The 15,356-nt window shown below is 64.6% G+C and carries 15 protein-coding genes; 8 read left to right on the top strand and 7 right to left on the bottom strand.

Annotated elements, in window-relative coordinates; translation table 11 throughout:
* Positions 1-150: 150 nt before the first annotated feature.
* The 3 genes from QA639_RS39865 to QA639_RS39855 form a co-directional block, all read right to left on the bottom strand.
* Entirely contained in the window at positions 151-1,083 is a 933-nt protein-coding gene (locus QA639_RS39865; protein WP_283088775.1) for a GNAT family N-acetyltransferase, read from the bottom strand.
* An 11-nt stretch (positions 1,084-1,094) separates the two neighbouring features.
* Entirely contained in the window at positions 1,095-2,144 is a 1,050-nt protein-coding gene (locus QA639_RS39860) for an amidohydrolase family protein (RefSeq protein WP_283088774.1), read from the bottom strand.
* 145 nt (positions 2,145-2,289) lie between these two features.
* Positions 2,290-2,463, bottom strand: a complete 174-nt coding sequence (locus QA639_RS39855) for a hypothetical protein (RefSeq protein ID WP_283088773.1) — start codon at positions 2,461-2,463, stop codon at positions 2,290-2,292.
* 44 nt (positions 2,464-2,507) lie between these two features.
* On the opposite strand from QA639_RS39855, the gene QA639_RS39850 reads away from it, so the two are divergent.
* Positions 2,508-2,621, top strand: coding sequence for a CGNR zinc finger domain-containing protein (locus QA639_RS39850; RefSeq protein ID WP_283088772.1), 114 nt, complete (start codon positions 2,508-2,510; stop codon positions 2,619-2,621).
* A 12-nt stretch (positions 2,622-2,633) separates the two neighbouring features.
* Here the strand turns inward: QA639_RS39850 and QA639_RS39845 are convergent, their stop codons facing one another.
* Positions 2,634-3,461 (bottom strand): MBL fold metallo-hydrolase, encoded by an 828-nt coding sequence (locus QA639_RS39845; RefSeq protein WP_283088771.1) that lies wholly within the window; start codon positions 3,459-3,461, stop codon positions 2,634-2,636.
* A 174-nt stretch (positions 3,462-3,635) separates the two neighbouring features.
* Between QA639_RS39845 and QA639_RS39840 the strand changes: the two genes are divergently transcribed.
* Positions 3,636-4,583, top strand: coding sequence for an alpha/beta fold hydrolase (locus QA639_RS39840; protein WP_283088770.1), 948 nt, complete (start codon positions 3,636-3,638; stop codon positions 4,581-4,583).
* An 87-nt stretch (positions 4,584-4,670) separates the two neighbouring features.
* Here QA639_RS39840 and QA639_RS39835 read toward each other — a convergent pair whose 3' ends face one another.
* Both QA639_RS39835 and QA639_RS39830 read right to left on the bottom strand, forming a co-directional pair.
* The gene (locus QA639_RS39835) at positions 4,671-6,188 is read right to left on the bottom strand and encodes a hypothetical protein (RefSeq protein WP_028336614.1); all 1,518 of its coding nucleotides are present in this window, start codon (positions 6,186-6,188) and stop codon (positions 4,671-4,673) included.
* Positions 6,185-6,937, bottom strand: a complete 753-nt coding sequence (locus QA639_RS39830) for an ABC transporter ATP-binding protein (RefSeq protein ID WP_157342367.1) — start codon at positions 6,935-6,937, stop codon at positions 6,185-6,187. Before QA639_RS39830 ends, QA639_RS39835 begins: the two co-directional genes overlap by 4 nt.
* 295 nt (positions 6,938-7,232) lie before the next feature.
* On the opposite strand from QA639_RS39830, the gene QA639_RS39825 reads away from it, so the two are divergent.
* From QA639_RS39825 to QA639_RS39800, 6 genes are all read left to right on the top strand, one after another.
* Positions 7,233-8,108: a branched-chain amino acid ABC transporter permease gene (locus QA639_RS39825; RefSeq protein ID WP_028336612.1), complete on the top strand. Its 876-nt coding sequence runs from the start codon at positions 7,233-7,235 to the stop codon at positions 8,106-8,108.
* Between the two features lie 10 nt (positions 8,109-8,118).
* Positions 8,119-9,270 carry a branched-chain amino acid ABC transporter permease gene (locus QA639_RS39820; RefSeq protein WP_283088769.1) on the top strand — a complete coding sequence of 384 codons (1,152 nt, stop codon included), beginning with the start codon at positions 8,119-8,121 and terminating at the stop codon, positions 9,268-9,270.
* Complete coding sequence (locus QA639_RS39815) at positions 9,267-10,025, top strand: ABC transporter ATP-binding protein (RefSeq protein WP_028336610.1); 759 nt, start codon at positions 9,267-9,269, stop codon at positions 10,023-10,025. The genes QA639_RS39820 and QA639_RS39815 overlap by 4 nt, the downstream gene beginning before the upstream one ends.
* A 10-nt stretch (positions 10,026-10,035) precedes the next feature.
* Positions 10,036-10,815, top strand: a complete 780-nt coding sequence (locus QA639_RS39810; protein ID WP_028336609.1) for an ABC transporter ATP-binding protein — start codon at positions 10,036-10,038, stop codon at positions 10,813-10,815.
* A gap of 139 nt (positions 10,816-10,954) precedes the next feature.
* Positions 10,955-12,793: an AMP-dependent synthetase/ligase gene (locus QA639_RS39805; RefSeq protein WP_283088768.1), complete on the top strand. Its 1,839-nt coding sequence runs from the start codon at positions 10,955-10,957 to the stop codon at positions 12,791-12,793.
* A 79-nt stretch (positions 12,794-12,872) separates the two neighbouring features.
* Positions 12,873-14,072 carry an ABC transporter substrate-binding protein gene (locus QA639_RS39800; protein ID WP_028336607.1) on the top strand — a complete coding sequence of 400 codons (1,200 nt, stop codon included), beginning with the start codon at positions 12,873-12,875 and terminating at the stop codon, positions 14,070-14,072.
* A 138-nt stretch (positions 14,073-14,210) separates the two neighbouring features.
* Here QA639_RS39800 and QA639_RS39795 read toward each other — a convergent pair whose 3' ends face one another.
* Positions 14,211-14,963: a transglutaminase-like cysteine peptidase gene (locus QA639_RS39795; protein ID WP_028336606.1), complete on the bottom strand. Its 753-nt coding sequence runs from the start codon at positions 14,961-14,963 to the stop codon at positions 14,211-14,213.
* Between the last annotated feature and the right edge of the window lie 393 nt (positions 14,964-15,356).

The following is a 15,356-nucleotide window of genomic DNA, read 5'->3' as shown; positions in this document are numbered from 1 at the left end:
CATCGCCAGATGCGTTCCGGGTGAGGGGAGTCTCCGCAAACACAGATATCATCGAATGCGCGAAGGCGGCCCCTCACCGCATCCCTTTAAGAGCAAGCTTCGCTTGTCCCGACCTCGTAAGAAACGGGGCGAGGGAGCGCAGTTCGCGCTCTACTGAAACCTCCGCCCCCGCGCGGCGAGCAGATCGCCGCGTGGCGCGCTGAAGCGGCAGGTCTCGTATTGCGGCCGGAAGCCGAGCCGGCGATAGATCTTCAGCGCGGGAGCGTTGCGGCTCGAGACGTTGAGCCAGCAGGGGTGCTCGACCGAGACGTCGTGTGCGGCCAGCACGCGATAGACCAGCAGCTGGCCGAGCCCGCGTCCCTGCCGCGCCGGGTCGACGGCGACCGACTCGATCCACATCGAGTTCCGCTCCGGCTCGGTCAGGCAGAAGCCTGACATCTGTCCATCCTCCGACGCAATCCAGACCTCGCTCTCGGTCAGGACCTGCGCCATCTCCTCCGGCGAATACAGGCGGAAGGCGGCGTCCGAGGCATAGGCGGCATTGTGGATGCGCGCGACCTCGCCCGCGCAGGCGGTGACGTCGCTGACCTGCTCGATGGTGGCGCGCGCGGCCGCGAGCGTGCGCGCCGGCTGCAGCGGCTCGACGCACTTCATTCCAATCTCGGACTCGACGTGAACGAAGCCGAAGGCGGCCACGAAGGCCATACCCGCAGGCCAGTCGCTGCTCACCAGCGTCTGAACGGCGAGATCGGCGTCGGCGTCGATCGCAAGCACCTCGTCGAACAGCGCGAGGCCAATCCGGCGGCGGCGCATCTCGGGCGCCACGACGATCTTGAGGAATCGGGTGTGATGCGCGCCTTGGTCGCGCAACGAGGACTCGGCGAGGCCGACGAGTGCGCCATCGCGCTCGGCAACACGAAAGCCGCGCCCGCCGCGGTTCTGCGGCAGCTTCAGGAACTGGTCCCATTGCGGCAGCGTGACAGGGCCTAGCCGCGGTTCCACCGCGGCTGCCTTTGCGTAAAGTTCGACCACCGCTTCCGCATCAGCCTCTCGAAGCGGCCGGATGGTGATGCCGTCATCCATGAGTCGAGAGTTTACCCGATATCGAGCCGATAGACATCCTTTGCCGTCTTCAAGAACAACGCCGTCTTTTCGGCTTCGCTATATTGTGATGCAAGCCGTTTAAAGGTGTTGAAGATGACCTGGTAGCTGCATTGCCCCTTATCAGGTGGGAAGTTGCTCTCGAACATGCAACGGTCCGGACCGAACGCCTCGATGCAGGTCTCGACATAAGGCCGCCAGGCGGCAGCAAGTTCCTCCGACGAGGGCGGCCTGGGGCGGAGGTGGAAGTCGTAGCCGAGCAGGCACATCGCCAGCCCGCCGAGCTTGACCACGACGTTCGGGCATTTGGCGATCTGCTGGATCGATGCCTGCCAGACCGGAAAGGTCTCCGCGCGCTTGCCGGCGAAGCGTCCGGTGCCGACCGGCCCGCCGGAATGGTCGAGCACGATCCGGGTATCGGGGAAGGTGTGGGCGAGGTCGGTCAGCTCGCCGATCTGCGGGTGGAACAACCAGGCATCGAAGCTGAGGCCGAGCGGTGCCAGGCAGGCGAACCCCCTACGAAAGGTGGAGTCCAGCAGAATGCCCTTCGGCCGGTTCGCGTACATATGCGCGACGTTGGGATCCTCGTCCCAGGCCGAGGAGTGGCGGATGCCGCGGAACCGGCCGTTGCCGGCGGCAATCTGCGCCTCCAGCACCGCCTTGGCCTGATCGCCGATCAGAAGGTTAACGTGGCTGACGATGCCGGCGCAGATCGCCGCCTTGCCGTAACCGCCGCTCGCCGCCATCGCCGCGACGCCGTTGGCGAACTCGACCTCGCCAACCGGACGGAACGCCTCCGGGCCGTCGGCGCGGTACATCGACCGGCAATCGACATAGACGGTCGCCACGATGTTGTGGCCGGACGCGATGTCGTCGCGCATCTCTTCGATCAGATAGCGCAAGCCCCCGCGATCCCAGAGATGGTGATGCGGATCGACGATCGGCCGGGCCGGATCGATGATCTCCTCGGTGTATTGGGCGAGCCAGTCTTCGCGCGGATTGGCATAGAGCCCGCTGGCGGAGGCGGGCAGAGTGCTGGCCATGGATAATACTCCCTGTTCTTGCTCTTGTCGGCCGCCGATACGATGTCGGCTTTGGGAAGGATAACGAGCCGCGGAGGAGCGCGTCAAACCCGGGCCTCTGCCTGACCTCTACCTGAGGAGGCATGCGTACGTCTGCGCGTGCCGGTCAACCCGACCGTATTGCCGGTCGCGACCATGTCATCGACTGAGCTTGCCTCGCCGACGCCGGAGATGCCTGCTCGGTGCGCCAGGTGATGATGACCGAGGCGATGACAAGAAGTGCTCCGAACAACATCGTGACGGAAAACGGCTCGCCCAGAATCAGCGTGCCGAGCAGCACGGCGATGATCGAAGCAGTGCCAGGATGAGCGGGGCTGCGGTTGGTTGTTCGTTGACGAGAGCCGTACCCAGAACCGGCGGTGGTGCTCGATGGGCGATTGCGGCAATCTTGCCAAATCGCGGCGGCACTACCGGCGCAGCCAGGCGGCGGAGGAATGAGTGCGTTGAGCCTCACACCCCATCCAGGATGATCACCGTCGGCGTCGCCGGCAGCGTGTCGCGCGAAATCCGCAAGGTGCGCTCGCCACCGCGGCGATCGATCTCGAACTGCTGGCCGATCAGGCGCATGAACTCGTCGAGCGGGGTGGCGAAGCGATGCATCGGCAGCACGACGGCGGCGCGCAATCGCCTGGTGATCTCGGAGATGCCGTCGAGCGACATCGTATAGGTGCCGTCGATTGGCACCATCACGATGTCGAGCCGGCCGATCGCGGCGAAATGGCTGTCGTCGAGCTTGACGTGGAGGTGGCCGAGATGGCCGATGCAGAGGCCGGCGACCTCGAAGATGAAGATCGAATTGCCGTCCTTGATCATCTCGCCGCCGGAGTCTTCGCCCCAGTAGCGGCGGATGTCGGTGGTGACATTGCGGATATAGACGTCGCCGATGCGCTCGGCGTAATGCGCGGCCTGGCCGCGCTCGCCCCAGCCATGGAGCACGTGGGGAATCTTGGGGTCGGGAAACAGCGTGTAATGGGTCGCGTGGGCCCGGTTCATGGTCGCGACGTCGGGCAGCCGCCCGGTCCGATAGACGCCGTTATAGTCGGTCGCGATCCGGATGCCGCCGGGCGTGTCGATATAGTAGGTCGAATGGCCGGCATAGGTGATCGCGACTTCGTCGGACTTGGTCGCGGTCTTGGCCGCGACGCGGCGGTAGCTCACGGGAACGGCGCGCGGCGGCGCATTTGCCATCGCCAGGCATTCGCTGCGCTGGGCGTCCTGCGCGAAGGCGTGACCGGTCAATGGTCCCAGCAAGACAAGCGCGGCGAGCAATCTCAGCATGACCTGTTCCGTCTGCGGCGGCATCCGCGGACGGAAGAGTAGCGCGCAATTGGCGTGCCGTCATGATGAGGCCCGTGCATCGCTCCATGGCGCGGGCTGCAACACGAGCCGGGCGATTATTGCGTCGGGACACGCTAGGATGCCGCGCAAACGATCGAGATCAGGGAGTTCTGCGTGACTGATACCGTCTCTTCGCAGCGCGCGCCTTCGACCAAACGGCTCGAGCCATTGCGCCATGTCGACGCCGGTGTGCTCAACATCGCCTATTACGAAGCGGGCCCCTCCGATGGGCCGGCCGTGCTGCTGATGCATGGCTTCCCCTACGACATCCACTCGTATGTGGACGTCGCGCCCGTGCTGGCGGCGCAAGGCTGTCGGGTCATCGTGCCCTATCTGCGCGGCTACGGACCGACGGCGTTCCGCGACAAGGCGACGCCACGCTCGGGCGAGCAGGCGGCAATCGGCGCCGACATGATGGCGCTGATGGACGCGCTTGGCATCGAGCGCGCGGTGTTCGCCGGCTATGACTGGGGCGGCCGCGCCGCATCGATCGGTGCGGCGCTGTGGCCGGAAAGATGTATCGGACTCGTCTGCACCAACGGCTACATGATCCAGGACATCGCGCATGCGATGGTGCCGGCGCAGCCGGATCGCGAGGTCGCGCTGTGGTACCAGTACTACTTCCAGCTCGAGCGGGGGCGGGCGGGGCTCGCCGCCAACCGGCGCGGCATCGCCAAAATCCTGTGGTCGCAATGGTCGCCGAGCTGGGCGTTCGACGACGCCTGCTTCGAGCGGACTGCGGTCGCGTTCGACAATCCTGATCATGTCGACGTCGTGATCCACAGTTATCGGCACCGCTACGGCGTTGTCGATGGGGATCCGCAATATGAGGATTTGCAGCGGCGGCTCGACACATTGCCTGTCATCAAGGTCCCCGCCATCTCGCTGGACGGCGCCGACGACGGCGTGACGTTCGCGACCGACGGCAGTCGCACCGCGGCAAAGTACACCCGCCGCCTGGCCCATCGCCTGATTCCGCATGCCGGGCACAACCTGCCGCAGGAAGCGCCGGAGGCGTTCGCCGCGGCGGTGATCGAGGTGGTGAAGGCTAAAGCGCGATGAGATTAGGTTGAATCGTCATCGCGCCTTAGCTCTTTGTTTGAGCATGATCTTTTCGGAAAACCGCTTCGCACTTTTCCGGATCATGCTTTAGCGCCGCGGGCTGATCTTCCAGGCGATGGCAAGCGTCAGCAGCGTCAGAATGCCGCTGACCAGCGCAGCCGTCGGGATTGTCAGGGCCAACGCCGCGGTTGCGGCCCAGCCGATCGAGGAGAAGGCTTCCGCGAAGGTGGCGATACGGGAGGAGGTTTGGCGCCGGCGGAACTGGCTGCGCTTGGCCTGCGCGCGGAACCAGAGCTGGACCGCGGCGGCGGATGCGGTCGCGATGAGGATTGCGATCGCCGTGACTGCGGCCTGTCCTGGCGAGGCAAACGCCAGCGCGGCCACCAGCGGGGCGAAGATTACGGCGATTGCGATCAGGACCACCTCGACCTTGGCGCGGGTCACGCGTGACGGCGGCAGCGGCGCGGTCGCCACCAGATCGGGCGCGTCCTCGCCGGAGATGGTCAGCCATGCGAGCCCGCCGGCGAGCTGGCCTGCGGCCATCACGATGACCGGCGTAATCAGCACGATCGCGGTCGACGTACCGGAGAAGCTGCGCCACAGCATCAGCGCCGGCGGCAACAGATAGAGCATCTGCATCAGGCTCTGCGACAGCAGCCACGGATCGCGGCGCAGCAGCAAGAATTCCTTGCGCCGCAGCGCCTGCTGCCGCGAGCCGGCCCGGAACGCGCGGGCGCGTCCCCGCGTCACCGCAGCCGGATTGGCGGCGACGCTGGCGACCGTATCGGCAAACCGCGGTGCGAATAGCGCCATCACGCCGCCGAGCATCACCAGCGCCGCGGCGAGCAACAGCATCATGATTTCGAGGTCGCCGAGCGATGCCCGGGCCGGCCACCACAGCAGGCTGTCGGCAGCGGGGGCAATTCGCGCCGCGGTTTCCGAGGTCAGAAAGGCAAAGCGCGACAGCGTGCCGTAGGACAGCACGGCCACGACCTGCAGCGCGATGACGAAGCCGGCGCCGATCACGGCGGAGACGACCTGCGCCACCAGCCGCGTCCGGCTCGGCCCGATCAGGCGGAACAGGAACGCGGTGACGGCGATCGCGGCGGCGGCCGCCGACAGCCCGATCGCAAGGACGACGCCGAAGCCGGCGAGCCAGCGCGGGCCGCCGAGATAGACCAGCACGTCGATGAACGGCGTCGACAGCAGGAGCGCCATGCTGCTCACCGTCAGCGCGATCGCGGCGATCCGGATCGAGAAGATGTTGGTGAGCTTTGCCGGCGACGACATGATCAGATCGAGATCGGCGCGGGCGTAGAACACGCGCGTCACCGACTCGATCGCCTGCGAGAGCATCAGCGCCCAGGCCAGGAAGATCGTCGCGGTCAGCACGATCAGCGACGACGGGTCGAGCGGAAACCGCAAGTTGGCATAGCGGTTGACCACGGCATAAGCCGGCAGATGCAGGATCGCCGCGAAGATCAGAAGGCCGATCACGGCGCGCTTGCGCCGGCGCCGGCCGCCGGTCATCATCGCCAGCCATTCGCGCCACGCCAGGCGGAATTCGTGGCGGGCGAACCAGGTGAGGTGGGCGACCGAGCTCACGCGGCCGCCGCTTCGGTATCGACCAGCGCGATGAACATATCCTCGAGGGTGGTGTCGTTGCGGCCGTTCTGCGCGCGCAGCTCGGCCAGCGTGCCCTCGGCGATCAGCCTGCCGGCTGCAATGACGCCGATCCGGTCGGCCATCCGCTCGGCGACTTCGAGAATGTGGGTCGTCATGATCACGGTGCAGCCGGCGCGGACGCGCTCCTGCAGCAGTCCCTTGACGTGACGCGCCGACAGCGCGTCGAGGCCGGTCAGCGGTTCGTCGAGAATGATCAGGCGGGGATCGTGCACCAGCGCGCCGGCCAGCGCCACCTTCTGGCGCATGCCCTTGGAGAAGCCTTCGCAGCGCTCGTTGAGATGCGGCTCGAGCCCGAGCGACACCAGGAGATCGCGCGCCGAGCTCTCCGACGTGCGCGGATCGATGCCCCACAGGCCGGCGACGAATTCGAGATATTCCAGCGGCGTCAGCTTGTCGTAGATCATCGGCTCGTCGGACACCCAGGCCATGATCTGCTTGGCGGCGACCGGATCGGCGAGCGCGTCGATGCCGAGGATCGACACCGACCCGGCATCGGGCCGCAATAGCCCCGCCACCATGCGCAGCGTCGTGGTCTTGCCGGCGCCGTTCGGTCCGAGCAGCGCATAGAACTCGCCGACACGGATCGTGAGATCGAGCGCATCGACCGCCGGGCGGTCAAAACGCTTGGTTAACCCTCGCACGGTGAGTGCGGACAGTTCAGGTGTCATGGCGTGGTGGCGATCCGGAATTTCGCTCGTCGGTTGCGCAAAGCTTGGACAAAAACCGTTTCGGTGCAGTGAATCGCACGAGGCAAATCAAAGGTGATATCCGTATTAGTCCGTGCTGCGGCAAATCTCCGCAAATGTGATGATACAGCGACAACAGCGGTTTGTTGACAGGGATCGGACCTTTTGGCTCAATCGGGGCGGACATAGGCGGCTTTCGGCGCTCCAGACACAAGGGCGTGAAGGCGGGATGCAACGAGCGATCGGATAAGAATCGCCGGGCATCGGGGAGGGAACGATGCTGGACTTTGTTCAGCAGCTCGTCAGCGGCATCGCGCTCGGCTGCGTTTACGGCCTGATCGCGCTCGGCTTCGTGCTGGTCTACAAGGCAACCGAGGTCGTCAATTTCGCGCAAGGCGATTTGATGATGCTGGGCGGCTTTTTCGCCTTCACCTTCATCGGCATGCTCGGGCTGAATTACTGGGTCGGGTTCGCCGGCGCGGTGATCTGCATGGCGCTGTTCGGCATGCTGGCCGAGCGGCTCGTGGTGCGGCCGATCCTCGGCTATCCGCAGTTCTCCATCATCATGGCGACGATCGGGCTCGGCTATTTCCTGCGCTCGGTCTCCGGCATGATCTGGGGCACCGACGACTTCAAGATCGAGACGCCGTTCAGCCAGGGCGTGCTTCGGATCGGCAGCCTGGTGCTCGCCTACGACAAGCTGTCGGTGATTGCGGCGACCATCATCCTGTGCGCGCTGCTCTATCTGTTCTTCAACCGGACCACGCTCGGCACCGCGATGCGCGCCAGCTCCGAGAACATGCTGGCTGCCTATTACATGGGCATTCCGGTCAAGCGGGTGGTCTCGATCGTCTGGGCGATCTCGGCCGCGGTCGCGACCTGCGCCGGCGTGCTGCTGGCGCCGATCACCTTCATTCATTCCAATGTCGGCCTGGTGCTGGGGTTGAAGGCGTTTCCGGCGGCGGTGCTCGGCGGCTTCGGCTCGATCCCGGGCGCCGTCGTCGGCGGCGTCCTGATCGGGGTGATCGAGAGCATGGCCGGCTTCTATCTGCCGCAGGGATGGAAGGACGTCGCGCCCTACATCGTGCTGCTCGCGGTGCTGCTGCTCAAGCCCGAGGGCCTGTTCGGCCTTCACGTCCGGAAGAAAGTCTGAGGAGCAACGGATGCGGTTTCTCTTCAAGACCGATTACGAAGACGACATCAAGCTGTTCCCGCATTCGGGCTACATCTATTCCTACGGCCTGTTGCTGGCGGTGCTGCTGATCGCGCCCTACGTGCTCTCGAGCTATCTGATGAGCCAGCTCGTCTTCGTCTGCATCTACGCGACCGTCGGCGTCGGGCTTTTGATCCTGACCGGCTTCACCGGACAGGCCTCGCTCGGCCATGCCGCGTTTCTTGCGATCGGCGCCTATACCGCGGCCTATCTGCAGCAGTTCAATGTGCCGTTCCCGGTCTACTTCCTCGCCGCGGGCCTGTTGACCGGCGCGGTCGGCGCGCTGGTCGGGTTTCCGGCGCTGCGGCTGCAGGGCATCTATCTGGTGATCGCGACGATCTCCTTTGCGTTCATCGTCGAGGAGATCCTGGCGCGCTGGGAAAGCGTCACCAACGGCAATGAGGGCATGCGGGTCAAGACCATGCAGCTGCTCGGCACCACGGTGTCGCGCGACGGCCCGACCTTCTATTACCTCTGCCTTGCGGTGCTGGTGCTGACCATCGTCGGCACGCTCAATCTGCTGCGCTCGCCGACCGGGCGCGCCTTCGTCGCGATCCGCGACAGCGAGACCGCGGCGCGCAGCATGGGCATCAATGTCGCGCTCTACAAGGTGAAGTCGTTTGCGATCTCGGCAGCGATCACCGGTTTTGCCGGCGTGCTGTTCGCGCACAAGCTCTCCTTCATCTCGCCCGAGATGTTCACGCTGCAGCTTTCGATCGAGTTCATCATCGTGATCCTGATCGGCGGCACGTTCAGCCTGCACGGTGCGGTGCTGGGTGCGATCTTCCTGGTCATGATCGATCCGTTCCTGACCTATCTGAAGGACGATATGCCGGGCGTGATCGGCGGCATGGCTGCGACCCTCGGCGCCGGCACCGAGCGCGCGGGCCATATCCAGGACGCGGTCGCAGCCTTCGCCTCCGCCAACGGACTGAAGGGCGCGATCTACGGCATCATCATCGTGCTGTTCGTGCTGTTTGAGCCGCTCGGACTCTACGGCCGCTGGCTCAAGATCAAGCTCTTCTTCCAGCTGTTCCCGCTCTACAAGCGCGCCACCTTCAAGCGGCAGAAGATCTATGTGAAATCGGAGCGGAACAGATGAGCTATTTCCGCGCCGAGAACCTGTCGCTGCATTTCGGTGGCCTCAAGGCAGTCGATGCGGTCAGCTTTGCGGTCGAGAAGGGCGAGATCCTCTCGATCATCGGGCCCAACGGCGCCGGCAAGAGCTCGATCTTCAACCTGATCTCGCGGATCTATCCGCCAACCTCCGGCAAGATCTTCTTCGAGGATCAGGACATCACCCAGGAGCCGGCCTACGACATCGCGAAACTCGGCATCGCCCGCACCTTCCAGAACATCGAGCTGTTCGAGAACGCGACCGTGCTGAGCAATCTCCTGGTCGGCCGCCATCGCCATTCCACTACCCGGCTGTGGCAGGAGCTATTGTTCCTGCCGAGCGTCCGCGCCGGCGAGAAGGCGCATCGCCGCCGCGTCGAGCAGGTGATCGAGTTCCTCGATCTCGAGCCCTACCGCGACAAGCTGATCTCGGGACTGCCTTACGGCGTGCGCAAGGTGATCGAGCTGGCGCGGGCGCTGTGCTCGGAGCCGAAGCTGATCCTGCTCGACGAACCGTCCTCCGGCCTCAATGTCGAGGAGACCGACGACATGTCGTTCTGGATCCGCGACATGAAGAGCGAGCTCGGCATCACCGTGCTGATGGTCGAGCACGACATGACGCTGGTCAACCGCGTCTCCGACCGCGTCATCGCGCTGAACTACGGTCGCGTGCTGGCGATGGGCTCGCCGTCCGAGGTGCAGCACCATCCCGACGTCGTCGCAGCGTATCTCGGCGCATGAGGATGATGCCATGAGCACAGCGGACATCATCCTGAAACTCTCCAACATCGAAAGCTATTACGGGCCGATCATGGCGATCCGCGGCATCAGCCTCGAGGTGCCGCGCGGCCGGATCGTGACGCTGCTCGGCGCCAACGGCGCCGGCAAGACCACGGTCCTGAAGACGATCTCCGGGATCCTCGACCCGCAGAAGGGTTCGATCGAATTCCTCGGTAAGCCGATCCAGCGCATGGAGGCCGACCGGATCGTGCGGCTCGGCCTGAGCCACGTGCCGGAGGGGCGTGAGGTGTTTCCGTTCCTGTCGGTGCGCGAAAACCTGATGATGGGCGCCTATCTGCGCAAGGACCGCGACGGTGTGGCGCAGGACCTCGATCGCGTCTACGGCTATTTTCCACGGTTGAGAGAGCGGCTCGGCCAGCCGGCCGGGCAGCTTTCGGGCGGCGAGCAGCAGATGCTGGCGATCGGGCGGGCGCTGATGAACCGGCCGACGCTGCTGTTGCTCGATGAGCCGTCGCTCGGGCTGTCGCCGATCCTGGTGAAGGAGATCTTCACCATCATCCGCCGCGTCAATGAGGAGCAGGGCATGTCGATCCTGCTGGTCGAGCAGAATGCCAAGATCGCGCTGGAGACGGCGCACTACGGCTATGTGCTGGAGATCGGCCGCGTCGTCATGAACGACACCAGCGAACGGCTGATGAATTCACCCGATATCCAGGAGTTCTATCTCGGCGCCAAGGAAGCCGGCGCGCGCGGCGAGCGGCGCTGGAAAAAAAAGAAGACGTGGCGTTGAGAATGACTGGGCGCTGGCAATGGCGCCGAGGAAGGTTTGGCACTGAAAGAGAGTTGGAGCTAGATTTCAGGCCCGTTTCGCCAACAAGGCCGGCACGAAGGGCCGGCGGGTGAGACGGGCGGCAGAGGAGGGAGCGCGCATGGCAGGACCAGCGGTGCTGACGGTTGCCGACACGATCGCGAGGAGCTTTCTGCTCGCGGTTCAAACGCGTGGCGACAGGCCCGCGATCCGCGAGAAGAAGTTCGGCATCTGGCAACCGACCAGCTGGCGCGAATGGCTGCAGATCTCCAAGGACATCGCCTACGGCCTGCATGCCACAGGCTTCCGTCCCGGCGACGTTGGCTCGATCATCGCCAACGCGGTGCCCGAATGGGTCTATGCCGACATGGGCATCCTGTGCGCCGGCGGCGTCTCCTCAGGCATCTATCCGACCGATTCGGCGGCGCAGGTCGAATACCTCATCAACGATTCCCACACGCGGGTCATCTTCGTCGAGGACGAGGAGCAGCTCGACAAGGTGCTGACCTGCCGGTCGCGCTGTCCGACGCTGGAGAAGATCGTCGTGTTCGACATGGAGGGCCTCTCCGGCTTCTCCGATCCAATGGTGCTGTCGCTCGCGGAATTCACGTCGCTCGGCCGCAATCATGCCTGGGGCAATCCGGCGCTGTGGGACGAGATGACCGGCAGCCGCACCGCCTCCGATCTCGCGATCCTTGTTTACACCTCCGGCACCACGGGCCCGCCCAAGGGCGCGATGCACTCCAACCGCGGCGTGACGCACCAGATGCGCCACGCCAACGATCTCTACCCCTCGACCGACAGCGAGGAGCGGCTGGTGTTCCTGCCGCTCTGCCACGTCGCCGAGCGGGTCGGCGGCTATTACCTCTCGCTCGCGCTGGGATCGGTGATGAATTTCGCCGAGAGCCCGGAAACGGTGCCGGACAATCTGCGCGAGGTGCAGCCGACCGCGTTCCTCGCGGTGCCCCGGATCTGGGAGAAGTTCTATTCCGGCATCACCATCGCGCTGAAGGATGCGACCCCGTTCCAGAACTGGATGTATGCCCGCGCGCTCGCGATCGGCAACCGGATGACCGAGTGGCGGCTGCAGGGCGAAACGCCGCCCTTGTCGCTGCGGCTCGCCAACCGCGCGGCCTACTGGCTGGTGTTCCGCAACATCCGCCGCATGCTCGGGCTCGACCGCTGCCGGATCGCGCTGACCGGCGCCGCGCCGATCTCGCCGGATCTGATCCGCTGGTATCTCGCGCTCGGCATCGACATGCGCGAGGTCTACGGCCAGACCGAGAATTGCGGTGTCGCGACCATGATGCCGGCGGACCGCATCAAGCTCGGCTCGGTCGGCAAGGCCGCGCCGTGGGGCGAGGTGATGATCTGCCCGAAGGGCGAGATCCTGATCAAGGGCGACTTCCTGTTCATGGGCTATCTCAATCAACCGGAGAGGACCGCCGAGACGATCGACGCCAAAGGCTGGCTGCACACCGGCGACGTCGGCACGATCGACAATGAAGGCTACGTCAAGATCACCGACCGGATGAAGGACATCATCATCACCTCCGGCGGCAAGAACATCACGCCGTCCGAGATCGAGAACCAGCTCAAATTCTCGCCCTATGTCTCGGACGCGGTCGTGATCGGCGACAAGCGGCCGTATCTCACCTGCCTGATCATGATCGACCAGGAGAATGTCGAGAAGTACGCCCAGGATCACGACATCCCGTTCACCAATTACGCGAGCCTGTGCCGCGCCCGCGAAATCCAGGATCTGATCCAGCGCGAGGTCGAGGCGGTCAACGTGAAGTTCGCGCGCGTCGAGACCGTCAAGAAATTCTATCTGATCGAGCGCCAGCTCACGCCCGAGGACGAGGAGCTGACGCCGACCATGAAGCTGAAGCGCAGCTTCGTGAACAAGCGCTACGCCGCCGAGATCGACGCCATGTATGGCGAGCGGGCGGTGGCATAGCCGAGGAGAAGGAAATTGGCGAGGGAGCGAGCCGGCCCGACCCTTCGCTCAACATGGGCCATGTAAGGAGGAGACTGCAATGTCGAAATCGCTGAAGGCGCTGGGCCTTGCGGTGAGCGCGCTGGCGCTGACCTGTCTGCCGGCCGCAGCCCAGACCAAGGTCACCAATGAAGGCATCTCGCCGACGGAGATCGTGATCGGAACGCATCAGGACTTGTCCGGCCCGATCAAGGTCTGGGGCGTTCCGGTGTCCAACGGCATGAAGATGGCGGTCGAGGAGATCAACGCCGGCGGCGGCATCAACGGCCGCAAGATCAAGATGATCCTGGAGGACAACGGCTACGATCCGAAGAAGGCGGTGCTGGCCTCGCAGAAGATGGTCGAGCGCGACAAGGTGTTCGCGATGATCGGACCGATGGGCTCGCCGACCGTGCTCGCCGCGCAGGACATCCTGTTCGATGCCGGCGTGCTGCAGCTGTTCCCGCTGACGGCCGCCGAATTCACCTTCAAGTTCGATCCCGCCAAGCCGCAGGAGCGGTTGAAGTTCAACAACCTCCTGCCCTATGTCGAGAGCACGCGCGCCGCGCTCAAATACATGATGGATTGGAAGAACTTCAAGAAGCCCTGCATCATGCATCAGGATGACGAGTACGGCAAAAACGTGCTCGACGGCTTCACCCAGCAGCTCGGCGCGATGAAGGTGCAGCCGGCCTCGGTCACGAGCTACAAGCGCGGCGCCTCCGACTTCTCGGCGCAGGTCGCCAAGATGAAGGCCGACGGCTGCGATCTCGTCGTGCTCGGCACCGTGATCCGCGAGACCATCGGCGCGATGAACGAAGCGAAGAAGCTCGGCTGGGACGTGACCTTCCTCGGCGCCACCCCGACCAACGTGCTCGAAGTGCCGGCGCTCGGCAAGGAAGCCGTCGAAGGGCTCTATGCGGCGTCGGGCTTCGAGATCCCCTACGAGGACACGGCCAAGGGCAAGGTGAAGGACTGGCTGGTGAACTACAAGAAGATGTTCAATACCGACGCCAATACCCAGGCGATCATCGGCTACAACGCGGTGATGACCTTCGCCTTCTACGCGCAGAAGGCGGGCAAGGATCTCTCCGGCCAGAAGATGCTGGACTCGCTGGAATCAGGCGACAAATTCCTCGACATCTTCAGCTCGCCGCCGACCAAGTTCTCCAAGACGGATCATCTCGCCAACACCATCACCCAAGTGCAGCAGGTCAAGGGCGGCCGCTGGGTGCTGGTGAAGGACAATCTGATGTTCTGAGCGGCATTTCTCGGGATCGCCATTCCGAGATGGTGCGTTAGCACCGGACCGCAGGTGCGCACCGGGAAGCCTCGAGATTCCCCAATTCGCAATTGCGAATTGGGGTTCGATGCTTCGCATCGTCCCGGAATGACGCGATCAGTTCGTCCGCGCCGCCGGCCGCCACGCGGTCTCGGCGACGAGCGGGGCATCGACATAGCGGCTGACGCCGTGCTGGTCGATCACGAAGGTCGGCCGAAAGCTCCTGATGTCGCTGTCCTCGATCATCGCCATGCGGCGGTTGTCGAGCGTCAGCCAGCGGCCGTCGAGCCGCGCCGTGACCACCGCATGGTCTTCGCCGCCGACGAGGTCATGCAGGACGACGATCCGCAGATCTTCCGGCGCCACGCCGGCCTTGCGCAGCGCCACGAGTTTCGCGATCGCATAGTCCTCGCAGTCGCCGCTGCCGCGGGCGAAGGTGGCGAGCGGCGGCGCCCAGACGTCGGGCTCGCCATAAGCCGCAAGATCGCTGCCCGGACGGATCGCAAGGTTGATCGCGCGGTTGATCTCGCCGAGCCGGGCGCGACCCTGACGCGCTCGTCCGGCATCGACGATCGCCAGGAATCGCAGCGCCACCGGCGACGCGCAACCGGCGCGGTCGCTCTCGCAGGCTGCCAGTTGCTCCAATTCGTCGGCGAGCTGGCGTTGCACGCCGAGCCATTTGTCGTGCAGGCCGCCATCGGCAAGCAGGCTGGTGGTCAGGCCGAACGGCTCGGTCGACTTTCTGATCAGCGTCGCCGGGCCGGGCGAAAGCAGCGAAGCGGCATTGAGCTCGGCAACCGGCGCGGCCAGCGCCAGGCCGAAGCCCAGCATGACGGCGCGCAGCGCCAGCGGGCGAAGCGAGAATCTCATCTGACACCCCCTGTCCGCTCATCGGCGGGTGGATATTGCACCGCGCACGCGACCGGATCGTTTCATGCCGGGCAGCATGGCGAACGATCCCTTCGAATCGACTTAAGATGTGGGGAATCAGGGGAAGAGGCTAAAGGGCGCCTGCTTGGGGTCCCGAAAACTTTACCGGTTCGTGAAAGGAAGCGGCGAACCTTTTTCCACTGCTTTGCAACTCATCCTTGCCTTCTGGTTAACCCGGCCGGTCCGCGCACGGGACTGCTGTGATTTGTAAGCTAAGTCACAGCTTTGGCCGGGAAATTGGGGTCAAATGCCCGCTCTGGGCTAAGGGGAAATAGAGGCAAGTACAGAAATGCCAATCAATACCACGAATACGTGGCTCAGTACGTATCTTGG

Origin of the sequence: Bradyrhizobium pachyrhizi, from assembly GCF_029714545.1 — a bacterium.
Taxonomy (GTDB): domain Bacteria; phylum Pseudomonadota; class Alphaproteobacteria; order Rhizobiales; family Xanthobacteraceae; genus Bradyrhizobium; species Bradyrhizobium pachyrhizi.
The sequence above is the reverse complement of the archived record's forward strand: the minus strand, read 5'-3'. Positions and strand labels throughout refer to the sequence as shown.